The sequence below is a fragment of the Candidatus Pelagibacter sp. HIMB1593 genome, assembly GCF_052047755.1.
In the GTDB taxonomy this organism is placed as follows: Bacteria; Pseudomonadota; Alphaproteobacteria; order Pelagibacterales; family Pelagibacteraceae; genus Pelagibacter.
Window position 1 is genome coordinate 215,579 of the sequence record NZ_JBNAJK010000001.1, and the last position, 22,663, is coordinate 238,241.

Consider the following 22,663-nt stretch of genomic DNA (forward strand, 5'->3'; position numbering starts at 1 on the left):
TTTTTAAGATAAAACTAATTAAAAATTTCTATAAATTATTTGAATTATATTTTTTATTTATAGTTAATAGGATTTCTGTAAAATTTTTTGTAAATTTTTCAGTGTCAAAAATATCAGTTGATAAAACATTATCATATAAATTTTTTCTTATAGTTTTTAACTTTTCTATATCTTTTGCTAACAAAATTGCTTTTGAAACATACTCATCAAAATCTTTTGCTATTAAAAAATTATTATTTGAATTTTTAATAATACTTTCTCCACATCTTGAATTAAAATTATTTCCCTTTAGAACAAGCACGGGAACATTCATCCATAACGACTCGAAAGTAGTCGTAACCCCATTCCATGGAAATGTATCCAAACATAAATCAATTTTTTTATATATATTTAGGTGATCTTCGTGATTTTTAAAATTATACTTATCTAAAATAATAACTTTGCCATCTAAACCTTTTGATTTAAATTTACTTCTTAAAATATCAGAATTATGAAAATTAGAGGACTTTAATATTAAATTTGAGTTATCAACTTCATCTAAAATTTTACACCATGAATCAAAAGTTTCGTTAGATATTTTCATAAAATTATTTAAAGATCCAAATGTAAAGTTATTATTTTCTAAAAAGGGTAATTCATTAAATTTTCTTTGATAACTAAACCCAGAGTGTGCATTCCAAATATTTGGAAATTTAACAACTTTCTCAGCATAGAAATTTTTTTCATTCTGATATATCAAATTTTCATCAGCCAAAATATAATCTACTGAATTAAAACCGGTAGTATTGCAATAAGCTAACCAAGAAATTTGAATTGGTGCAACTCTTGAATTAAAAATCTCTATTCTCTTTGAATTAGTATATCCAATTAAATCAAACAATATTTTAATATTTTTTTCCTGAATAATTTCAACTATTTGTTGATTGCTTAAATCTTGCATATCAAACCATTCACTTGAGATATCTCTTAATTCGTTTTGACTTAGGTCACTTTCATCTTTTTTATTTAAAGAAAAAAGAAAAATTCTAAATTTATATTTATTCAGATTTTTGAGAGTGTTTTTTAAAAAATATATTACAGAATGATTTTTAATTAGATCGCAACTAACAAATCCTAAGTTTATAATTTCATCTTCATTATGAAACTTTTTTTCAATATTTTTAACCTTAAGTTTAGAAAAATATTCAGAATTTTTTTTTGAAATATTGTTTATTTTTTCTTGAGAAAAGTCATAAAAATAATTTAACATAAATGTTGCTTGTCCTCTTAAATCATTTGATTGAATATTTTCTTCAAGGATTATGTGAATAATTTCTTTTAATTTTTTTTTATCTAATAAATAAGAAAATAGCAAAATTCCACTTTGTAAAAATTCATGATTTTTTGCAAAATTAATTTCAGCCTCTAGATATAAACTTTTAGCTTTAATTAAGAATTTTGAAAACTCTTTTGAAACTCTAGATGTCTTAATTCCAACAATTATTAAATTTTTAATTGCATTTAATCCATGTATAGAATCTTTTTCTTTTAAATAAGATTCCTCGAATAAATTTAATGCTTTAAAAATTTCATCCTTCGTAGAATTTTTTCTGGAGCAATAAGAAATTGCAAGAAGATTAATAAGCCCAGATGGTCTATGTTCTTTTAATGTAAATTCTTCGGTAAAATCAATCAATTCATCATATTTTTGTTTCAAATAAAGAGATTTTATTTTGTTCTTAATTTCTTCAGAAATCATAATTCACTAGCTAATCTTTTATTAAAAATTTTTTCTAAAGATGTAAAAAATTCGTTTGAAAATTTTTCTTTATTGAAAAGAGATGAATCTAAAGCATCTTCAAAAAGATTTTTTCTTATGTCGTAAAGTTTATTTTTATCTTGAGCTAAAGTTACTGCTTTGCTTATATATTCTTCTTTATTCTTAGCAATTAAGCTTAAAAGTTTTAAATTTTTATTTATAGACGAACCACATCTAGAACTAAAATTAAATCCTTCTAGTACCAAAACCGGAACATTCATCCAAATGGACTCGAAAGTTGTTGTGACTCCATTCCATGGAAATGTATCTAATGCAATATCTATTTTTTTATATTCATTTAAATGATCTTTAAAACTTTTATTGTAATCACTAAATGTAACAGATTTTAAAACTCCAAAATTATCAAATTTTTTTTGATAAAATTCCATAGATGTAGCAATTGAAGTTTTCAAAAGTAATTTTGAATTTTTGACAGTTTTAAGTATAGAAGACCAAGTCTCAATAACTTCGTCATTTATTTTCCTAAAATTATTAAAACTTCCAAATGTTATGTAATTATTGGTTTTAATAGGCATTAAGTTTTCTGATCTTTCATAGGGATAACCAGAATGACAATTCCAAATGTTGGGTAAATAAAAAATTTTTTCAGAATAATATTTTTCCTCTTCAGGTCTTATCAAATTTCTGTCAGCTAATAGATAATCCATTTCATCTAATCCAGTTGTATTTGTGTATCCACACCATGAAATTTGTATTGGTGCTAAACGATTTTTGAATAGAGCTAATCTGTGATTTGACGAAAAACCATTTAGATCAATGATAATGTCTATTTCATCTGCTCTAATTTTGTTAATTACATCTGTATCTTTAAGCGTATTTATATATGAAAAGTTCGCAACAAAATTATTTAATTCTATAGTGGTGGGATCATTTATTAGATTATGATTATGATATAAATAAATCTTAAATTTTTCTTGGTTATAAAATAACAAAATTGTTTTTAAAAAATAAGTAATCGAATGTTTAGATCTTATATCTGATGAAACAAATCCAATATTAATTTTATCTTTTTTTGAAAATTTTAAATTGATTAATTCTCCAGATGAAAATGTGGGTAATTTTTGATTAACTTTTTTAGAGTTATGATAATAATCAGATTGTTTCCAGTCAAAAATATAATTGTTAAAAAAATTATAAGATGCAATAGTATCTGGGTCAGAATGTAAATTTAAAATTTTTTTTAAACATTGAATTGTACTTTTAGCATCAGAAGTCCTCTTCAAAACTTTAGAAATAGCTTTAAGCAAGTTTACGTCATTATCAAAAATTTGTTTATTTTGTTGATAGATTAAGTCTATTTCTACGAAAAAATCACTGCCTAGGTTTCTTTCATTCTTAATATATTCTTTGTCAAAGAGAGTTGAAGATGCATTAATTAAATTTTTTATTGCATCTTTTGTTTTTGTTTTGTCCTTTTCTAAATAATAAGATTTTTTAAAATCCTCGATAGCAAGCTTAATTGTTTCAATTGAACTAGTGGACAGCATCCTACAAACACCTAATAGATTTAATAAGGAAGAATTTATCTCTTCCTTTTTAATTTGTTCAATTTTAAATATGATTTCTGAATATTTTTTTTCTTTAAATAAATTTAATAAATTCAAATTTTCTTTACGCATAGAGAATATTATATCTATTTAATTTATTGAGTTGTAAAATTTTGATGGATTTTACTATAATTAAAGAAAAAATTAAGCAGGTTTATTCATTGAATTAAAAAATTCTGCATTATTTTTAGTATCTTTTAATTTTGAATTAATAAACTCTATTGCATCCATAGTTCCCATTGGGGCAATTATTCTTCTTAAAACATTCATCTTTTGGAGATCATTTTTATCAAACAATAGTTCTTCTCTCCTTGTTCCCGACTTTGTTATGTCAATCGCAGGGTAAATTCTTTTATCGGCAATTTTTCTATCTAAGACAGTTTCACTATTACCTGTTCCTTTAAATTCTTCAAAAATAACCTCATCCATTCTACTTCCAGTATCTATTAAAGCAGTAGAAATAATAGTTAATGAACCACCTTCCTCAATGTTTCTTGCGGCACCAAAAAATCTTTTGGGTCTCTGAAGTGCATTTGCATCTACACCCCCTGTTAAGACTTTTCCTGAACTTGGTATTACAGCGTTATAAGCTCGTCCCAATCTTGTTATCGAATCTAATAAAATTACAACATCTTTTTTATGTTCTGTTAATCTTTTAGCCTTTTCTATAACCATTTCAGCAACAGCAACATGTCTTTGTGCAGGTTCATCAAAAGTAGAGCTGATTACTTCACCTTTTACAGTTCTTTGCATGTCCGTAACTTCCTCTGGACGTTCGTCTATCAACAAAACTATCAAATAACACTCTGGATAATTTTTAGCTATTGAGTTTGCTATACTTTGCAAAATCATTGTCTTTCCAGCTTTTGGTGGTGAAATAATTATTGATCTTTGTCCTTTTCCAATTGGACTAACGAGATCGATTAATCTTGGGGTAAGATCTGGTTTTTTTTCTACCTTAGTTGTCTCGATTTCCATCACCAATTGTTTGTCTGGATATAATGGAGTTAAATTATCAAATGCAATTTTATGTCTTGTTTTTTCAGGTTCTTCAAAATTTATTTTGCTTACTTGTAATAGTGCAAAATATCTTTCTCCTTCTTTAGGAGCTCTTACTGGTCCTTCAACAGTATCACCTGTTCTTAAACCAAATTTTCTAATTTGGCTTGGACTTACATATATATCATCTGGTCCTGGAAGATAATTAGACTCCATTGCTCTAAGAAAACCAAAACCGTCTTGCAATAACTGCAAAACACCAACTCCAGTAATCTCTTCTTTTTCTGCAACTTTTTTGAGAATAGCAAAAAGGATTTCCTGTTTTCTTAGGGTGCTAGCATTTTCAATTCCAAGCTCTTCCGCTTGTGTAATTAACTGTTCAGATGATTTAAGTTTTAGTTCTTGAATGTTCATGATTAATTTTATGATAAGGGCTTATCAATATTATTAATATATATGCTGTTTTTGTTATTTCAACCCTAGATTGGCTTAAAAATAGCTAAAAATACAACAATAATTAAAATTACAGTTGGTACTTCATTAATAATTCTAAAAAATTTAGAAGATCTTACGTTTGTTTCATTTTTCAATGCTTGAAGACATTTGCCCAAATATTCATGATAAATTGATAGAAATAATACCAACACCAGTTTGATTTGCATCCATAAATTTGAAAAAACTTCAAAGCCAATTAAATAAATTAATATTAATCCAAAAGCCCATGTTAACAACATAGCAGGACGCATAATGTAATTATATAGTTTCTTCTCCATCAAAATAAAAACATCAGTGGTTTCTTTTTTTTCTTTGTTTTCAACATGATAAACAAAAATTCTTGGAAGATATAAAAGACCAGCCATCCAAGAAACAACAGCAATTAAATGTAAGGACTTAAAAAGCAAATAAGTATTCATTGATCAAATATTTTTTTCAATTAAAGATTTTAATAAAACAATATGGTCCTCATTGTCATTTAAACATGGAACCATATCAAAGTTTTTTCCTCCAGCATTTATAAAACTTTCTTTACCTTGAATTAATATTTCTTCTAATGTTTCTACACAATCAGATGAAAAACCTGGACAAATTGTAAGAATATTTTTAATTCCTTCTTTTGGTAAATTTTCTAAAGTTCTGTCAGTATATGGTTGAAGCCATTCTTGTGGACCAAATCTTGACTGGAAGGTAGTTTTGATTTTTATAGAATTAAACTTTTCTGAAATAAGTCTTGTTGTTTTATGACAATAACAATGATACGGGTCTCCTTTTTCAAAATATTTTTTTGGTATCCCGTGATATGAGGCTATGATTAGATCTGGTTTCCAATTTATTTCATTAATTTTTTTATTAATTGAATTAACTAGTGCGTCAATGTAGAGAGGATTGGATTCATAGTGTGGTATTATTTTTAGTGAAGGTTGCCATCTCATTTTCATTAACGTTCTATAAACTTCATCACAAACTGTTGCCGTTGTTGCTGCTGCATATTGAGGATAAAGAGGCAAAATTACTAAATTTTCACAACCCATCTCATGTAATTTATGTATCTTCTTTTTAATACTTGGATTTCCATACCTCATCGCAAAATCTAAAATGATATTTTCTTTTTGTAATGACTGAGAGGTTTTTTCAGATTGTTTTTTTGTATAATAAAGGAGTGGAGACATATTTTCATTTTTCATCCAAATTTCTTTATAAGCCTTGGCGGTCTTGGAAGGTCTAAAAGTTAGAATAAATAAATTTAAAATTATTTGCCAAATTATAGGATTTACTTCTATCACTCTTCCATCTGACAAAAATTCTTTTAAATATTTCCTAATATCAAACCAGTTTGTTGAATCTGGTGTGCCCAAATTAATTATGAGCACCCCTGTTTTTCCATAATTTAATGGTGGATGATTTTTATCCATAGTTTAATTATTTTTCACTATTTTAATTAAATTTTCGACCATTTCTGGATTGGTTTCAGGAAGAATACCATGCCCTAAATTAAATATATATGGATGATCTTTAAAAATTTCCAAATACTTATTTGTTTCTTTTTTCAAATTGTCATAATTAGTTAATAAAACCTTAGGATCTAGACCACCTTGTACGGGGATTTTAATATCTTTTAGTATTTTCTTTGGATCAACATTATAATCAATGCTTATTGCATCAGGTTTAACAATTTCACAAAATTCTTTGTAATTTTTGATTTCTCTTGGAAAACATATTACTGGTACTTTTAAAGACTTAACATAATCCACTAAATTCAAAGTAGGAGTATAAATATAATTTGGAAGATCTTTTTCTTCTAATAAACCAGCCCAGCTATCAAAAATTTGAATAACATTTGCTCCATTATCTATTTGATTTTTAATATGAACTTTCAAAAATTTTTCTATAAGTAATAAAATTCTATTTATTAAAAATTCGTCTTTAAAAAAATTTTTATTCAAATCTTTTTTTGGAGATTTTAAATTAATCATATAAACTAGAAGAGTCCATGGTGCTCCGACAAATCCAATAGTATTTTTGTTTTTTACAATCGAATTAGAACTTACTTTTTTGATCGCTTTATAAACAGGATATATTTTTTCAACAAAATCTATCTCATCTAATTTAGCTATGTTTTTTAAATCTAGATTTTCTAGCTTGGGACCAAAATTTTTTTCAAATTTTACTTTTTGACCTAAACCGTAAGGTAACATTAAAATGTCTGAAAAGATTATTGCAGCATCAATATCAAATCTTTTTAATGGTTGTAATGTTATTTCAGCTGATAAGTTGTCATCTAAACATAAATTAATAAAATCAGGATTTTTTTTTCTAATTTCTCTAAATTCTGGTAAATATCGACCTGCTTGTCTCATTATCCATATAGGATTAAATGAGGTGTCTTTGTTAATAATTACTTTATTTAAAGGTTTCATATTAAAGTCTTATAAATTATTGTAGTATTAATATATCCTGTGAATAAAGGAGATTATTTTTTATAAACATTATCCTTACAATTTATCAACATGTTTGACGATTAAAATTGTGTAAAATGAAGCTTTTTTAATTATCTCAATTTTTGTGGATTGTTTTAACTTATTTATTATTATTGTTAATAAAAGTCAGGTTTTACAGATGTTATTGGAGAAATTTTGAATTGTATAATTTAATCAAAATAATACAGAGTTTATTAACAATTTATTTATGAATAATACATATCAAATTTATTTAATTTCTGACTCAACTGGAGAAACTTTAGATAGAATATTTTTGGCGCTTAAAGCACAATTTTTAAACATAGAATATAAAGTTAATTCTTATTCATTTACAAGAACAGAAAATCAAATTTTAAAAATTTTAGAAGATGCAAAAAAACACGAAAACTCAATAATCTTGTATACGATTGTAGATAATAACCTTGCTAAGTATTTAGCTAATGAGAGTGAAAATAAGAAGATACCTTGTTTCGGAGTATTAGGTAATTTAATATTAAATTTTTCTAAAATTTTAAATCAAAAAGCCACACACGAACCAAGTGGACAACACGTTTTAAACGATGAGTATTATGATAGAATTGAAGCAATACAATTTACCATGAATCATGATGATGGTAATTTAATAAGTGAAGTTGAAAAATCTGATATCATTCTTGTTGGAGTTAGTAGAACTAGCAAAACCCCAACTTCTATTTATCTTGCTAATAAAGGTTTTAAGACATCAAACATTCCTTTGGTTAATGAAAACTCTTTACCAGAAAAACTTAAACAAAATCCGCATATAACTTGTGTTGTTGGATTAAGTACAGAACCTGAACGACTAGCAGATTTAAGAAAAAATAGAATGAATTCGTTAAAAGAAACAGAAAGTATAGATTACACTAACCTAGAGAGTATAAAAAAAGAAGTTCTTCGGGCAAAAAAAACATTTCAAAAATATAAATGGCCCTTGATAGATGTAACAAGAAAATCTGTTGAAGAAACTGCTGCTTCAATAATAAAAATACACGAAATATATTCAAACAATGCTAAATAAAATTATTCTAGCCTCTAAGAGCAAAGTCAGAAAAGATATTTTAAATAAAAACAACATAGAAAGTATTGTGGAACCTTCAAACGTTGACGAAGATATTGTAAAATTATCTTTGCTTAAAGAAAATGCTACCCCAGAAATAATTTCCAAAAATTTAGCAGAGTTAAAAGCAAATAAGGTTAGTGCTAAAAGACAAGGCGAAACAGTAATTGGAGCAGATAGTGTTATCGATTTAGATGGTGAGTTAATATCAAAGCCTCAAAGTAGAGAAGAGGCAATGAAAATATTAAAAAAACTCAACGGTAAATCACACTTTTTAATAAGCTCTGTTTGTATTTCAAAAAATGGCTCAATGATTTGGAACTATACTGATAAAGCAACATTAACGATGAAAAATTTTTCAGACTTTGAATTAGCAGAATATTTATCAAAGATATCTGATGAAAAACTTTATGCTTATAATGTCTATCAAATAGAAGGGGAGGGTAGAAAATTATTCACTAGTATAAAAGGAAATGAAGATACAATAATGGGCCTACCTATAAAAAAAATAAAAGAATATCTAAATTTACAAAAATGAAAAAATATTTTGTAATTGGAAACCCGATTAATCATTCATTATCTCCAAAACTGCACAACTATTGGTTAAAACAAAATAATATTAATGCAGTTTATGAAAAAATTAAACTTGAAGAAGATGAAATTGAAAATTTTATTCTTAAGATTAAAAAACAAGAAATAAATGGTTGTAATGTAACTGTTCCATTTAAAAAAATTGTAATTCCTTACCTCGATAGTTTAAGTTTGGAAGCAAAACAAACAAAGTCAGTGAACACAATTTGCTTTAATGATGGTCAACTCATTGGCCATAATACAGATATTTTTGGTTTCCAGAAAGCTATAAATAGTTTGAACTACAAAATTCAAAACAAAAAAATCTTAATTTTAGGAGCTGGTGGAGTTGTTCCATCATTAATTGTTGCTTTAAATAAAATGGAGCCCTCAGAAATAATTATAAGCAACAGAACTAGTAAAAAAGCTGAAGATTTAAAAATTCAATTTAATCAAATTAATATCGTAAGTTGGGGCGAGGTGCCTGATTTTGATATGATTATAAACGCAACTAGTTTAGGTTTAAATAATGAGACCATCGATTTAAACACTTCTAAAATTGGTAAAGATAAATTTTTTTATGATGTTATTTATAATCCTAAAGAAACCAATTTTTTAAAATTAGGAAAAAAAATGGGAAACCAAACAGAGAATGGTAAATTAATGTTTATTTATCAAGCGTTTGAAGCATTTAGATTGTGGCATGGTGTTGAACCAAGTGTGAGTGAAAAAATATTGAAATTATTGGATCATGATTAGAATAGGTATAATTGGAGATATTGGTTCTGGAAAGACTTTTGTAGCAAATAATTTTGGATATCCAGTATTTAATGCAGATCTTGAAGTATCAAAAATTTATAAAAAAGATAAAAAAATTTTTTTAAAGTTAAAAAATAAATTACCAAAATACATAACTAAATTTCCTATAGATAAAAACGAAATTACAGACGCTATTTTAAATAATCAAAATAATTTAAATAAAATAATTAAAATTGTACATAAAGAAATAAGAAAAAAACTTAATGTTTTTTTAAAGAAACATAAAAAAGAAAAAATTGTAATTTTAGATATTCCATTATTAATCGAAAATAAACTTTTTAAAAAAGAAGATTTTTTAATTTTTGTTAAATCTAAAAAAAAAGATATTGATAAAAGAATTAAGAAAAGACCAAAATTTAATTCAAAACTTTTAAAAATTTTTAAAAAAGTTCAGCTCAGCCCAAGTTATAAAAAAAAAAAATCTCATTTTATAATTAAAAATACATTTACAGAAAAACCTGTTAAAAATGAAATTATAAAAATTATGAATAAAATTTTATAAATGAAAGAAATTGTTTTAGATACAGAGACTACCGGAATATCGATTAAAGATGGCCATAGAATAGTTGAAATAGGGTGTATTGAATTAGATAATTTGGTACCTATAAATAAGTTTCACTCATATTTAAACCCTGAAAGAAAAGTTTCTGAAAAAGCATTTGAGGTACACGGTTATTCTGATGAGTTTTTATCAAAACAAAAAAAATTTTCTGAAATAGTAAATGATTTTTTAAATTTTATTGAAGGTAAAAACTTAATTATTCATAATGCAGAATTTGATATTGCTCATTTAAATAATGAGCTCTCGTTAATTGGAGAAAATAAAATTAGCAATAAAATAATCGATACTCTTGAATTAGCTAGATCTAAATTTCCAGGATCATCATCAAGTCTAGATGCATTGTGTAAAAGGTATAGAATTGATAACTCTAGAAGGGTGCAGCATACGGCTTTAATTGATTGTGACCTTTTAGCAAAAGTTTATATAAATTTAATTGATCAAAAAGAACCTACACTTAATTTTAAAGACGAGCAAAATTTTGAGGCAAATAAATCTAATGCAGAGATTTTATATTTTAAGAAAATTATAACTCCTTCAAAAGATGAAATATCTAAGCACCAGAAATATTTAAAAAATCATTTAAAAAAGAATTACTTTTAATTAACTCTTTTTTTATAAAGATCCTCAAAATCTATCTTTTTTTCAAATTTAATGCCCTCATATCCCGAATTATGCAACATATTCAAAAAAGATTTTTCAAGGTCTGGATAAATTTTAATTTGAGCATCGCACAAAATAATTCTTTCTAAATCTTCTTTTTCTTTAATATCTTCATTTATTTTTATAATTGTTGCAAAATTCATTTCAAAATAAGATTTGTATTTTGAATTTTCTTTATCTTCGAATTTTAATATTGTGTTTATCTCAACCATTTTATTTTTTAATGGTTTCGTTTTTATATCAATATTTAATTGATACTTTAAAATATTATCTTTAACAAAAAAATATGTCTCAGCATCTTTTGTTTCGCTAGACATATCTTTAATATATTTACCTAAAATTCTAAATTTTTCCATCATCGTTATCGTCTATATCTTCGTACTCACCATCAATAAAATTATTTTTTTTTTTATTTACAGGATTAAATTTTTTAAACAAACTATTAAATATAAATTTCCTACTTAATGGAAAAATTAATAGAAAACCCAAAAAGTCAGTGGCAAAGCCTGGAATTATTAATAATAATGCTGCAAAAGCGATAGCAGCACCAGACAACATTTCATAAGTAGGATTTTCATTTTGCCTCAATTGGTTAAAACCTGATTTGAGAGTATTTAAACCCTCATACTTAGCATAGTACACTCCGACAATAGCTGTAGAAAAAATTAGAAAAATAGTTGTTAAAGCTCCTATTTCTGACCCTATTTTAATTAAAAGGTAAATTTCAATAACTGGGATGAGGATAATTGTTAAAAATACTGAGTTCATTTGTCTTTAATCTAAATTGCTGGTTGAAATTAATCAACAGAGTAATTACTATAAATCAATGAATTACAGTTTCGAGTATATCGATATTATTTTACTTGCAATGATTGCAGGTTTTATTTTTTTACGATTAAGAGGAATTCTTGGTAAAAGAACTGGGTATGAGGGAAAATCTCCAGCACAATTTCAAGAGGTATTAAAAAAAATTAAGGTTGATCAACAAAAAAAATCTAGTGATAAATTTGATGATGAAGCTAAAAAAGAATTTATAAAAGGTGCTAAAATTGCTTATGAAACAATTATTACTGATTTTAGTGATAACGATAACAAAATTACAAATGCCAAACCTTTGTTGAATAAGGAAATATTTAATCAATTTGATGAAGCATTAAAAGAAAGAGCAAAAAAAGGCCATATTGCTGAAATTACTTTTATTGGAGTAAATAAGGCTGAAATAAAAGAACATAAAAAAACTGGAAACATTCTAAATGTAACGGTTGATTTTATAGCCGAGGTAATCACTTGTATCAGAGATAAAGAAAAAAAAATTGTATCTGGAGATCCTGAAAAAATTAAAAAGATCTACGATACTTGGGTTTTTTCACGTGATACAACTTCGCAAAATCCAAACTGGCAATTAGTTAGTATTTTAACTTAGTTGAACGATAAAATTTCAAAAAAAGATAAAACAGATTGGGAAAATTTTCTTAATAGTAAAGATAAGTTAATTGATAAGGATTATAAAAAAAAAACATCCAAATCATATTTAACCAAATCAATAGACTTACATGGCTATACTTTGGATCAAGCCAATAAAACTGTAGAACAATTTATTATCAAAGCATTTTATGACAAAATAAATAAATTAATTATCGTAACAGGAAAAGGTATTCATTCTAATAATGAAAAAAATCCATATGTTTCTCAAGATTTAAGTATTCTGAAGTACTCTGTTCCAGAATTTATTTCGACAAACAAAAAATTAATGGAAATGATTAATGAAATTAAAGATGCAAAAATTGAGGATGGTGGTAGTGGTGCATTTTACATTTATTTAAAAAAAAATAAAAAACCATGATAATTTGGTTGGCATCTTACCCTAAAAGTGGAAATACACTATTAAGATCATTATTATCTTCTTATTTTTATTCATCTGATGGTTCATTTACTTTTAAAAATTTAGAAAAAATATCTCAGTTCCCATTAACAAGTCATTTAATGTCTATAGGAGTGAATATTGATAATGAAGAAGATGTATTTAAAAATTTTATCAATGCACAAAATCTAATTAATCAAGATAAAGGTAAAATTAAATTTTTCAAAACGCATAGCTCTTTAAGTCAAACTTATGAGTCAAATTTTACAGACTTAAGAAACACATTAGGCACAATTTATATTGTTCGAGATCCAAGAAATGTCGTCACTTCTTTTGCTCATCATTATAGTATGTCCATAGATCAGGCAACAGATGTAATGATTGATAAAAATAGGTTTATGGACAAAACACCAAAAAATTGTCGAGTTTTTTTAGGTTCATGGTCTTTTAATTATAATTCATGGAAAAATCTTCAAAAACATAACAAATATTTATTAATTAAATACGAGGATTTAATCAGTAAGAAAAAAAATGTTTTATTAAAAATTTTTAAATATCTTGATTTTTTAGGATTAAAAACAAATCTTGATATTATTAAATTAAATAAAGCAATTAAAACGACCCAATTTGAGGATATGAAAAAAAAAGAAGAAAATGAAGTATTTTATGAAGCCCTGATTGACACTAATACAGGTAAAAGAAAAAATTTTTTTAACCTTGGTCCAAAAAATGATTGGAGAAAACTTTTAGATAAAAAAAATTTAGATAAAATTGAAAAAAACTTTGAAAAAGAAATGATTGAACTGGGGTATTTGTAGTTTTAAAGAATAAATTTCGACAAATCAGTATCTTTAACTAAGTTATCCAGGTTTTTATTTATATATTCCTTATTAATTATTATTTTTTCACCAGCTCTGTCTGTTGCTGTAAAACTGATATCATCTAATATTTTTTCAATAATTGTGTGTAATCTTCTTGCTCCAATATTCTCTACTGTCGCATTAACCTCCGAAGCAATATTTGCAATTGTATCAATACCATCATCAGAAAATTCAAGTTCCACATTTTCAGTTTTTAAAAGAGCAACATATTGTTTGATTAAACTATAATCTGGTTCTTTTAAAATTCTTTTAAAATCATCACTTGTTAATGCTTCTAATTCAACTCTTATTGGTAATCTTCCTTGTAACTCTGGAAGTAAATCAGATGGTTTAGCAAGTTGAAAAGCACCTGAAGCAATAAATAAAATGTGATCTGTTTTGATTGGACCATGTTTTGTATTAACTGTCGTTCCTTCTATTAAAGGTAGCAAGTCTCTTTGAACCCCTTCTCTTGATACATCACCTCCAACTCTATCAGTTCTTGCAGAAATTTTATCTATTTCATCTAGGAAAACTATTCCGTTATTTTCAGTAGATATTTTGGCAGCTTTAACAATTTTATCTTGCTCAATTAATTTGTCGGATTCATCATTAATTAAAATTTCATGTGACTCTTTTACTGTCATTTTTTTCTTTTTTTCTTTGTTACCCATAGACTTACCAATCATTTCCCCAATGTTTATCATTCCAACATTAGCACCTGGCATTCCTGGTATTTCAAAAGAAGCACCGTTTGAACCTGTATCGCTTACGGCTATCTCTATTTCATTATCATCTAAGTCACCATTTCTAAGTCTTTTTCTAAAACTTTCTCTTGTCGCAAGACTTGCTTTTTTTCCCACCAAAGCATCTAGTACTTTTTCCTCAGCTGCCTTTTGGGCTTGTGCATGAACTTCTTTTCTTTTCTTCACTTTTTCCATTGCAATTGCAATTTCAATCAAATCTCTAACAATTTGTTCAACATCTCTTCCAACATATCCAACTTCTGTAAATCTAGTTGCCTCAACTTTAACAAAAGGAGCTTCAGCTAGTTTTGAAAGTCTTCTAGAAATTTCTGTTTTCCCAACTCCTGTTGGTCCAATCATTAAAATATTTTTTGGCAGAACTTCATTTTTCATTTCACCTTTTAAAGCCTGTCTTCTCCATCTATTTCTTAATGCAACAGCGACAGCTTTTTTTGCTTTATTTTGTCCAACAACAAAACGATCTAATTCTGAAACTATTTCTCTTGGTGAAAGAGCGCTTACTAAAGAAGCTTCTTCTTTCTGAGTTTTTTCTTTAGGGTGTAAAGGTGTTACGTTTGAATTATCCATTATATTTTTTCAAATTTGACATTGTCATTTGTGAAAACACATATATCAGCTGCTACTTTAATAGCTTTTTTTGCAATTTCCTCTGCTGACATATTTCCTTCCATTAATACTTTTCCTGCTGCTAGAGCATAGTTTCCACCAGAACCTATTCCTATCACATCACCTTCTGGTTCAAGAACGTCCCCAGTTCCAGAAATTATATAACTATTATTCTTATCACCTACAGCCATTAGTGCCTCTAATCTTCTTAAATATTTATCTGTTCGCCAATCTTTTGCCAGCTCGACAGCTGCTCTAGATAAATTACCAGCATGTTTTTCTAATTTTCCTTCTAGTCTTTCAAATAGAGTTAATGCATCAGCAGTTGATCCTGCAAATCCTGCAACCACATCTCTTTTTTCAATTTTTCTAACTTTAGATGCTGTGCTTTTGACAACTGTATTTCCCATACTAACTTGTCCGTCACCAGCAACTACAACTTCATTATTTTTTCTAACCAGTACAATTGTTGTCATATCTAATAAATGGTAACTATTTTTGATACTTCAAGTCTTTACACTAATATTGATATAGTTGGATTAAGTATGTATACCATTTAAAATATATGGATAGAAAAGGAAAAGTATCTCGAAAAACAAAAGAAACTAGTATCAATGTTGAATTAAACATTGATGGCAAAGGTAAATACCAGATTGATACTGGAATAGGTTTTTTAGATCATATGCTTGAACAATTATCAAAGCATTCATTAATAGATTTAAAAGTTAAAGCAAAAGGTGATACTCATATTGATCTTCACCACACTACAGAAGATACAGGGATTGCAATTGGCGAAGCTTTAAAAAAAGCTTCAAAGAAATTTGTAGGTATTAAAAGATATGCACACAGAGTTATTCCTATGGATGAAACATTAACTAGAGTTGCAATAGATGTTTCAAACAGGCCTTATTTAATTTGGAAGGTAAAATTAAAAGTTGAGAAACTTGGTGAGATGGACACTGAATTGTTTAAAGAGTGGTTCCAGGCATTTTCACAAGCCGCAGGTATTACAATGCATGTTGAAAATATCTATGGTGATAATAGTCATCATATTATTGAGTCCTGTTATAAAGCTTTAGCAAGATCACTAAGAGAGGCATTAGAGATGGATCCTAGAAGTAAAAAAAGCATTCCATCCACTAAAGGCTCATTATAAGTTTAATGAACGTCACAATTGTTGATTATAATTCGGGCAATATAAGCTCCGTTATAAATTCCTTTAAGGAAGTTGCTAAAGATAAAGTAAATATCGAAGTAACTTCAAATTTAAACAAGATTAAATCTTCTGATAAATTAGTTTTACCAGGGCAAGGTTCGTTTAAAAGTTGTATTGATGCACTTAATAATATTAATGGTTTGGTAGATGTATTAAACGAATTTGCAATAAATAATAAAAAACCACTTCTAGGAATTTGTGTTGGTTTACAAATGTTTGCAGATATTGGCTATGAAGAAACTGAAACTAAGGGTCTTGGTTGGATATCAGGCAAAGTATCAAAAATAGACAACCAAAACGGAAAATACAAACTTCCTCATATTGGTTGGAACCAAATTAACATTGTTAAAGACAGTAAAATTTTTAAAGATATAGAAAATAATTCTCACATGTATTTTGTTCACAGTTATGAATTCGTTCCAGAAGATAAAAATATAATTTCAGCAACAACAGATTATTCTTCAAATGTCGTTTGTTCAGTTGAAAAAGAAAATATTTTTGGAACACAATTTCATCCAGAGAAGAGTGATAAATTAGGTCTTAAAATTATTGATAATTTTTTAAGTTTATAATTTGAAACAAAACGTGAATTTTGTTATCATATATAAATGAAATTAACCTTAAAAACTTTAGTTTTACTTACATCGATCGTATTTACTTTTAATTTTGCTAATGCAGATAGTTGGTCTACTAATTCTTTAGGTATAACATCAGGCACACTTGGTGGACAATCTTTTTCATCGTCAACTAACTCACTTGGAATTACGTCAGGATCGATTGGAAGTGAAACATTTTCTTATTCAACTAATTCTTTAGGTATTACAACTGGGAGCGTAGGTGGACAATCTTTTTCATCGTCAACTAACTCACTTGGAATTACGTCAGGATCGATTGTAAGTGAAACATTTTCTTATTCAACTAATTCTTTAGGTATTACAACTGGGAGCGTAGGTGGACAATCTTTTTCTTGCTCAACAAATTCACTAGGAATAACTACTTGTTATTAAAATATTAATTAAACTTTAGATATTTAGTTAATCAAACAATTAAAAGATGAAAATATTTCCAGCCATAGATATCAAAGATAAAAAATGTGTGAGACTAGTTAAAGGAAATTTCGACAACAAAACTGAATATGAAATGTCTCCAATTGAACAGGCTAGAAAATATAAAGATCATGGTTTTAAAAACCTGCATATAGTTGATTTAGATGGGGCATTAACTGGTGAGACAGTTAATTTAGATATTATTAAAGAAATAGTTATTAAATTTGATCTTAAAATTGAGATTGGTGGAGGTATAAGAAATTTTGAGAGTATTCACAAATATACTGATGCTGGTGTTGAAAAAGTAATTTTAGGAAGCGCAGCCATAAAAGATAAAAATTTTTTAAAAGAAGCATGTGAAAAATTTTCAAATAAAATTGCTTTAGGATTAGATGCTAAAGATGGTTATTTGTCAGTCTCTGGTTGGAAAGAAAATTCAAATCAATTAACTTTAGATTACTTAAAAGAAGTGAATGATTATGGGGCAAGTAGATTGATTTATACTGATATTAATAGAGATGGTATGAAGCAAAGTCCTAATTTTGAGGAAACAGTTAGGGTTGCCAATACATCTAGTTGTCCAGTGATCATATCAGGTGGAGTTTCATCAATACAAGATATTAAAAAAGCTAAGGAATTAAATAATAAAAATATTGAGGGCATTATAGTTGGAAAAGCTATTTATGATGGCGATATAAAATTGGATGAATTAGCTAAGGAAGTAAATGCTTAAAAATAGAATAATACCTTGTTTAGACGTTAAAAATGGCCGTGTTGTAAAAGGAATTAACTTTGTTGATCTACAAGATGCAGGAGATCCAGTCGAACAAGCAAAAATTTATTCAGACGGTGGAGCAGATGAAATTTGTTTTTTAGATATTACTGCTTCAAATGAAAATAGAGATACTATTTATGATGTTGTAGAGAAAACGTCGAAGAAATGTTTTGTTCCTCTGACAGTTGGAGGCGGTATTAGAAGTATTGAGGATATCAATAAACTACTGAACTGTGGTGCAGACAAAGTTTCTATTAATACGGCAGCAGTTCAAAATCCAGAAGTAGTTGTAGAAAGTTCTAAAAAATTTGGTTCACAATGTATTGTGGTTGCTATTGATGCCAAAAAAAATGCTGACAAATGGGAAATTTTTACACATGGTGGAAGAAATAATACTGGAATTGATGCAATAGAATTTGCATCAAAAATGGAAAGTAGTGGAGCAGGTGAGCTGTTAGTCACATCAATGGATAGAGATGGCACCCAGGTAGGTTATGATATTGAACTTATGTCTAAAATTTCATCTAAAGTAAATATTCCCGTCATTGCATCAGGTGGAGTGGGGAACTTAGATCATTTAGTTGATGGAATTAAATTAGGAAATGCTAGTGCAGTCTTAGCAGCATCGATATTTCATTATGGCAAACACTCTGTAAAAGAGGCAAAGGAATATCTGGATTCAAAAGGAATACCTGTTAGAATTTGATATGCTTAATACATTAGAAAATTTAATTAAACTTGCAAGAGATAGAAAAACTAATCCAGTTGAAGGTTCTTATACAAACAAATTACTTACAGATAAATCTCTAAGTAAAGCTAAGGTCCTAGAAGAAATTGATGAATTAATTGAAGCTATAGAAGAAAATACAAACAAAATACACGAGGCAGCTGACGTGTTTTACCATTTGTTAATGTATTTAGAGGCGAATGATGTGAAAATTGAAGAGGTAATGGAAGAATTAGAGAAAAGAAAAAAATGAGTTACGATGATAATAATATTTTTGCTAAAATTTTACGTGGAGAGATACCTTGCAATAAAATTTACGAAGATGATTACGTTTTGTCATTTCATGATATCAATCCACAAAAGAAAGTTCATGCACTGGTAATTCCTAAGGGCAAATATATAGATCTTGATGATTTTAGTATGAATGCATCTTCAGAAGAGATGGTTGGTCTTTTGAAAGGTATTAATACAGTTGCAAAAAAGCTAGGTATTTCAACAGAAGTAGGCCAAGGTTATAGGGCGCTAGCCAATATTAGTGAGCATGGTGGTCAAGAAGTCCCTCATTTGCATTTTCATTTATTTGGTGGTGAACGTGTTGGAAAAATGGTCGAGTGATAGAAGAAGTTAAAAGAAATTATCTAGAAATAAACTCACTTAATGATCTAAAGGAGGGCAAACAACCTTCACAAGATTATATTGTTAACTTAATTGAACCGAGTGATTTTCAGTTAAATAAATTTTTTTATAAAAATATTGGAAAAAAACACAAGTGGGTTGATAGATTAATATGGACAGAAGAACAGTGGATCAAATATGTTTCCAATAAAAATGTTAAAACATTTATATTAAAAAATAAAAATGATTTAGCTGGTTTTTTTGAATTAATTATTCATTACGAAAAGAAAGAGGTGGAAATAGCATATTTTGGAATATTAGAAGAATATCAAAATAAAAAATTAGGATCGTTTTTGTTATCAGATGCTATTAAAAAATCATTTCAACAAAATGTAGACAGAGTTTGGCTTCATACATGTTCTTTAGATCACAAAAATGCACTTTATAATTATTTAGCTAGAGGAATGAAAATATTTAAATCAGAAATTGTTAGAATCTAATTTTGAAGTGGAGTTTTAAATATTTCTTCATCAACAATTTTATTTGATTTAACTGAATAAAGAAGTGTAACAGCAATATTTTGATAAATATCCTTAGTTTGCCAGCCAATTAAATTATGATTATTAATATCAAAAAAAATCTCTATTGATTGGTTATTTTCTTTTATTGTAAATTTGACCAGAGAATTATTAATAATTTCCTCATTTAATTCGGATATTTTTTTTAATAAGAAATTTTTATCTAAAATAAAATTCAATGGTGTTTTATCCAATGGATACCTATAGTAGCTTGAAGTAGATTTTATAACTAAAGATTTTCCATTTGAAACTATAACTTTGTTTTTTTGATCATATGCACAAAACATTTTTTTTGGATATTGAATTGTACAGTTTCCAAACTCAATTTTTCCATTTATATTTTGTTCAAAATCAAAATTTAAATTTAAAGTATCTTTTAATTTATTAATTATTTGATCTTTGTTATTTGCATTTACTTCACTAGATAAACTAATGAGACAAAATAAAAGCAGGACTCTCAACATTAAAGAACGTCTCTTTTACCTACATGATTTGCTTTACTGACAATTCCATCGGCTTCCATCATGTCAATTATTCGTGCAGCTCTGTTGTAACCAATTTGAAGTTTTCTCTGTAAAAATGAGGTAGAAGCTTTTCCTTCAGATCTAATTATTTCAACGGCTTGTTGATATAATTCATCCTTATCTCCTTGATCTGTATTTGATCCTAACTCTTTCTCGTCAGCAAAATTTAAGATTTCATCAATATAGTCTGGTTCAGCTTGTGATCTTAAAAAATTGTTTATTTTCTCTATTTCATTATCTGAGACAAATGGAGCATGAATCCTTATTATTCGGTTAGCAGATGACATATAAAGCATGTCTCCCTTTCCTAATAACTGTTCTGCCCCTTGTTCGCCCAGAATTGTTCTGCTATCTATTTTTGAAGTCACTTGAAAAGATATTCTTGTTGGAAAATTAGCTTTAATTGTACCTGTTATTACATCAACACTAGGTCTTTGCGTAGCCATAATAATATGAATACCAGCTGCTCTAGCCATTTGAGATAGTTTTTGAATATAGTTCTCTATCTCTTTACCTGCTACTAACATTAAATCTGACATTTCATCTACCACTACAACTATGTAGGGCATCGGAAGTTTATGTTTGGCATTGTAACCGTCAATATTTCTAACTCCCTCTTTTGTCATTAATCTGTATCTACTCTCCATTTCTTTTACTACCCAACCAAGAACAGATGCAGCTTTTTTAGCTTCAGTTATTACAGGGCAAAGCAAGTGTGGTATGCCTTCATATGTTGAAAGCTCAAGCATTTTAGGATCGATTAATATAAATTTACATTTTTCTGGTGTGTGACGATAAAGAAGTGATAAAATAATTGTATTAATGCAAACAGATTTTCCTGAACCTGTAGTACCAGCAATGAGTAAATGAGGCATAGTAGACAGATCTCCTACAATAGGTTTCCCAGAAATATTTTTTCCAAGAGCTATTGGTAATTTTGTTTCTCTATTTTTAAAATCCGCATTATTTATAATTTCACTAAGATAGACGTTTTCTCTTAAATCATTTGGTAGTTCAATTCCTACAGTATTGCTACCTGGTATAGTTGAAATTCTAGCAGATTCAGAACTAGTGTTTCTTGCTATATCATCTGATAAATTTATAATTTTAGAAACTTTTACTCCAGCAGCTGGCTCAAATTCATTGAGTGTTACAACTGGACCATGACTTACTTTTTTAATTTCTCCCTTAACCCCGAAGTCCAATAGAATTTTTTCTAAAAATTTAGGGTCATTTGTCTCATTTTTATTTGAGTTTTCTCTCTCTTTCTTAGTTGGAGCTTTTAATAATTCAATTTTTGGTAATTGAAATTTATTTTTAGAAATTGGTTTGTTTTCTGCTTTAATAAATGGCAAGTCTTCTTGTATTAAGTTTTTGATTTCCTCTTGAGGAATATATTCACTTATGATTTCACTTTTGTCTGTATAAGATTTATTTTCTTTACCATTAAAAAATTTAATAATTTTTATTAATAAATTATAAAATTTAATAGGGTGAAAATTTACACTTAATAAAAATAAAGTAATTACCAGTATAACTAGAACATAGTAAATTAATGTTTCATTTATGAGAATTATTGAATTTAAAAAAGTTTGTCCAAAATATTCTCCAACAAAACCACCGTTACCATTTATATAAAGTGTAAAAGCATCAGAATAAAAATGATTTAAAAATAAAGTCCCAAATATAATATATAAAATTGTTATAAAAGTATTTTCAATTATTAAAAAAAATTCTTTTACTCGAAATATATTCATACCAGTAATTATGTATGTGAAAGAAATTAGATAAGCAACGAAACCGAAAGATTGAAAAAATAGATCAGAAATAAAACTTCCTTGAAAACCTAATAAATTTTTAATTTTAGTATCTTTAGGAAAAATAAAGTTAGGATCCTCAGGTGAATATGAAAAAAGTGCAATAAATAAGAGAATACCAGCAGAGAAAATTATGATTCCAGATATTTCTGCTAAGCGCTTTAAAGTAAAATTAATTAATAAATTAGCTGTTTTTTTAATGTTCATTTATACAAATCAATTATACCACTTTGTATCATCTAATT

At 27.2% G+C, this 22,663-nt stretch carries 28 protein-coding genes; 16 read left to right on the top strand and 12 right to left on the bottom strand.

What is annotated here, in order from left to right; all coding sequences use genetic code 11:
* Positions 1-28 precede the first annotated feature (28 nt).
* The 6 genes from ACTTA0_RS01110 to hemE all read right to left on the bottom strand — a co-directional run bounded on the left by ACTTA0_RS01110 (position 29) and on the right by hemE (position 7,280).
* The gene (locus ACTTA0_RS01110) at positions 29-1,738 is read right to left on the bottom strand and encodes an O-linked N-acetylglucosamine transferase, SPINDLY family protein (RefSeq protein ID WP_440675612.1); all 1,710 of its coding nucleotides are present in this window, start codon (positions 1,736-1,738) and stop codon (positions 29-31) included.
* Positions 1,735-3,438, bottom strand: coding sequence for an O-linked N-acetylglucosamine transferase, SPINDLY family protein (locus tag ACTTA0_RS01115; protein ID WP_440675614.1), 1,704 nt, complete (start codon positions 3,436-3,438; stop codon positions 1,735-1,737). The genes ACTTA0_RS01110 and ACTTA0_RS01115 overlap by 4 nt, the downstream gene beginning before the upstream one ends.
* Positions 3,439-3,510: 72 nt before the next feature.
* Entirely contained in the window at positions 3,511-4,779 is a 1,269-nt protein-coding gene (rho, locus tag ACTTA0_RS01120) for a transcription termination factor Rho (protein WP_440675616.1), read from the bottom strand.
* A gap of 65 nt (positions 4,780-4,844) precedes the next feature.
* Positions 4,845-5,279, bottom strand: coding sequence for a protoporphyrinogen oxidase HemJ (gene hemJ / locus ACTTA0_RS01125; protein WP_440675618.1), 435 nt, complete (start codon positions 5,277-5,279; stop codon positions 4,845-4,847).
* A gap of 3 nt (positions 5,280-5,282) precedes the next feature.
* Positions 5,283-6,275 carry a ferrochelatase gene (gene hemH / locus ACTTA0_RS01130; RefSeq protein ID WP_440675620.1) on the bottom strand — a complete coding sequence of 331 codons (993 nt, stop codon included), beginning with the start codon at positions 6,273-6,275 and terminating at the stop codon, positions 5,283-5,285.
* Between the two features lie 3 nt (positions 6,276-6,278).
* A complete protein-coding gene (gene hemE / locus ACTTA0_RS01135; RefSeq protein WP_440675622.1) occupies positions 6,279-7,280 on the bottom strand; it encodes a uroporphyrinogen decarboxylase in 1,002 nt (333 codons plus the stop codon).
* A gap of 268 nt (positions 7,281-7,548) precedes the next feature.
* Here hemE and ACTTA0_RS01140 point away from each other — a divergent pair, with 268 nt between their 5' ends.
* The 5 genes from ACTTA0_RS01140 to dnaQ are packed head-to-tail and all read left to right on the top strand — an operon-like array spanning position 7,549 to position 10,966.
* Positions 7,549-8,376, top strand: a complete 828-nt coding sequence (locus ACTTA0_RS01140) for a pyruvate, water dikinase regulatory protein (protein ID WP_440675624.1) — start codon at positions 7,549-7,551, stop codon at positions 8,374-8,376.
* Positions 8,366-8,953 (top strand): Maf family protein, encoded by a 588-nt coding sequence (locus tag ACTTA0_RS01145; protein WP_440675625.1) that lies wholly within the window; start codon positions 8,366-8,368, stop codon positions 8,951-8,953. Before ACTTA0_RS01140 ends, ACTTA0_RS01145 begins: the two co-directional genes overlap by 11 nt.
* Positions 8,950-9,744 (top strand): shikimate dehydrogenase, encoded by a 795-nt coding sequence (aroE, locus tag ACTTA0_RS01150; RefSeq protein ID WP_440675627.1) that lies wholly within the window; start codon positions 8,950-8,952, stop codon positions 9,742-9,744. The genes ACTTA0_RS01145 and aroE overlap by 4 nt, the downstream gene beginning before the upstream one ends.
* Positions 9,737-10,306 (top strand): dephospho-CoA kinase, encoded by a 570-nt coding sequence (locus tag ACTTA0_RS01155; RefSeq protein ID WP_440675629.1) that lies wholly within the window; start codon positions 9,737-9,739, stop codon positions 10,304-10,306. Before aroE ends, ACTTA0_RS01155 begins: the two co-directional genes overlap by 8 nt.
* Positions 10,307-10,966, top strand: coding sequence for a DNA polymerase III subunit epsilon (gene dnaQ, locus ACTTA0_RS01160; RefSeq protein ID WP_440675631.1), 660 nt, complete (start codon positions 10,307-10,309; stop codon positions 10,964-10,966).
* On the opposite strand, the gene ACTTA0_RS01165 is transcribed toward dnaQ, so the two are convergent.
* Together ACTTA0_RS01165 and ACTTA0_RS01170 are read right to left on the bottom strand one after the other, a co-directional pair.
* Complete coding sequence (locus tag ACTTA0_RS01165; RefSeq protein ID WP_440675633.1) at positions 10,963-11,385, bottom strand: protein-export chaperone SecB; 423 nt, start codon at positions 11,383-11,385, stop codon at positions 10,963-10,965. The genes dnaQ and ACTTA0_RS01165 overlap by 4 nt on opposite strands.
* Complete coding sequence (locus tag ACTTA0_RS01170; RefSeq protein ID WP_440675635.1) at positions 11,369-11,794, bottom strand: FxsA family protein; 426 nt, start codon at positions 11,792-11,794, stop codon at positions 11,369-11,371. Before ACTTA0_RS01170 ends, ACTTA0_RS01165 begins: the two co-directional genes overlap by 17 nt.
* Before the next feature lie 58 nt (positions 11,795-11,852).
* Here ACTTA0_RS01170 and ACTTA0_RS01175 point away from each other — a divergent pair, with 58 nt between their 5' ends.
* From ACTTA0_RS01175 to ACTTA0_RS01185, 3 genes are read left to right on the top strand one after another with little or no spacing between them, the layout of a single operon-like run.
* Positions 11,853-12,449, top strand: a complete 597-nt coding sequence (locus tag ACTTA0_RS01175) for a Tim44/TimA family putative adaptor protein (protein WP_440675636.1) — start codon at positions 11,853-11,855, stop codon at positions 12,447-12,449.
* The gene (locus ACTTA0_RS01180) at positions 12,450-12,869 is read left to right on the top strand and encodes a Smr/MutS family protein (RefSeq protein ID WP_440675637.1); all 420 of its coding nucleotides are present in this window, start codon (positions 12,450-12,452) and stop codon (positions 12,867-12,869) included.
* Positions 12,866-13,705 (top strand): sulfotransferase domain-containing protein, encoded by an 840-nt coding sequence (locus tag ACTTA0_RS01185; protein ID WP_440675639.1) that lies wholly within the window; start codon positions 12,866-12,868, stop codon positions 13,703-13,705. The genes ACTTA0_RS01180 and ACTTA0_RS01185 overlap by 4 nt, the downstream gene beginning before the upstream one ends.
* 2 nt (positions 13,706-13,707) lie before the next feature.
* Here ACTTA0_RS01185 and hslU read toward each other — a convergent pair whose 3' ends face one another.
* Together hslU and hslV are read right to left on the bottom strand one after the other, a co-directional pair.
* Positions 13,708-15,081, bottom strand: coding sequence for an ATP-dependent protease ATPase subunit HslU (gene hslU / locus ACTTA0_RS01190; RefSeq protein ID WP_440675641.1), 1,374 nt, complete (start codon positions 15,079-15,081; stop codon positions 13,708-13,710).
* Entirely contained in the window at positions 15,081-15,596 is a 516-nt protein-coding gene (gene hslV / locus ACTTA0_RS01195) for an ATP-dependent protease subunit HslV (protein WP_440675643.1), read from the bottom strand. Before hslV ends, hslU begins: the two co-directional genes overlap by 1 nt.
* An 89-nt stretch (positions 15,597-15,685) precedes the next feature.
* Between hslV and hisB the strand changes: the two genes are divergently transcribed.
* From hisB to ACTTA0_RS01235, 8 genes are read left to right on the top strand one after another with little or no spacing between them, the layout of a single operon-like run.
* Positions 15,686-16,276, top strand: a complete 591-nt coding sequence (hisB, locus tag ACTTA0_RS01200; RefSeq protein WP_440675645.1) for an imidazoleglycerol-phosphate dehydratase HisB — start codon at positions 15,686-15,688, stop codon at positions 16,274-16,276.
* A 5-nt stretch (positions 16,277-16,281) separates the two neighbouring features.
* Entirely contained in the window at positions 16,282-16,908 is a 627-nt protein-coding gene (gene hisH / locus ACTTA0_RS01205) for an imidazole glycerol phosphate synthase subunit HisH (protein WP_440675647.1), read from the top strand.
* A gap of 36 nt (positions 16,909-16,944) precedes the next feature.
* Positions 16,945-17,343, top strand: a complete 399-nt coding sequence (locus ACTTA0_RS01210; protein ID WP_440675649.1) for a hypothetical protein — start codon at positions 16,945-16,947, stop codon at positions 17,341-17,343.
* 46 nt (positions 17,344-17,389) lie between these two features.
* The gene (gene hisA / locus ACTTA0_RS01215) at positions 17,390-18,115 is read left to right on the top strand and encodes a 1-(5-phosphoribosyl)-5-[(5-phosphoribosylamino)methylideneamino]imidazole-4-carboxamide isomerase (protein ID WP_440675651.1); all 726 of its coding nucleotides are present in this window, start codon (positions 17,390-17,392) and stop codon (positions 18,113-18,115) included.
* Positions 18,108-18,863 (top strand): imidazole glycerol phosphate synthase subunit HisF, encoded by a 756-nt coding sequence (gene hisF / locus ACTTA0_RS01220; protein WP_440675653.1) that lies wholly within the window; start codon positions 18,108-18,110, stop codon positions 18,861-18,863. Before hisA ends, hisF begins: the two co-directional genes overlap by 8 nt.
* Before the next feature lies 1 nt (position 18,864).
* Positions 18,865-19,137 (top strand): phosphoribosyl-ATP diphosphatase, encoded by a 273-nt coding sequence (gene hisE, locus ACTTA0_RS01225; protein WP_440675655.1) that lies wholly within the window; start codon positions 18,865-18,867, stop codon positions 19,135-19,137.
* A complete protein-coding gene (locus ACTTA0_RS01230) occupies positions 19,134-19,499 on the top strand; it encodes a histidine triad nucleotide-binding protein (RefSeq protein ID WP_440675657.1) in 366 nt (121 codons plus the stop codon). The genes hisE and ACTTA0_RS01230 overlap by 4 nt, the downstream gene beginning before the upstream one ends.
* Positions 19,496-19,999, top strand: coding sequence for a GNAT family N-acetyltransferase (locus tag ACTTA0_RS01235; RefSeq protein WP_440675659.1), 504 nt, complete (start codon positions 19,496-19,498; stop codon positions 19,997-19,999). Before ACTTA0_RS01230 ends, ACTTA0_RS01235 begins: the two co-directional genes overlap by 4 nt.
* Here the strand turns inward: ACTTA0_RS01235 and ACTTA0_RS01240 are convergent.
* A complete protein-coding gene (locus tag ACTTA0_RS01240; protein ID WP_440675661.1) occupies positions 19,996-20,541 on the bottom strand; it encodes a LolA family protein in 546 nt (181 codons plus the stop codon). The two genes, ACTTA0_RS01235 and ACTTA0_RS01240, sit on opposite strands and share 4 nt — an antisense overlap.
* A complete protein-coding gene (locus ACTTA0_RS01245; RefSeq protein WP_440675663.1) occupies positions 20,541-22,625 on the bottom strand; it encodes a DNA translocase FtsK in 2,085 nt (694 codons plus the stop codon). The genes ACTTA0_RS01240 and ACTTA0_RS01245 overlap by 1 nt, the downstream gene beginning before the upstream one ends.
* Between the last annotated feature and the right edge of the window lie 38 nt (positions 22,626-22,663).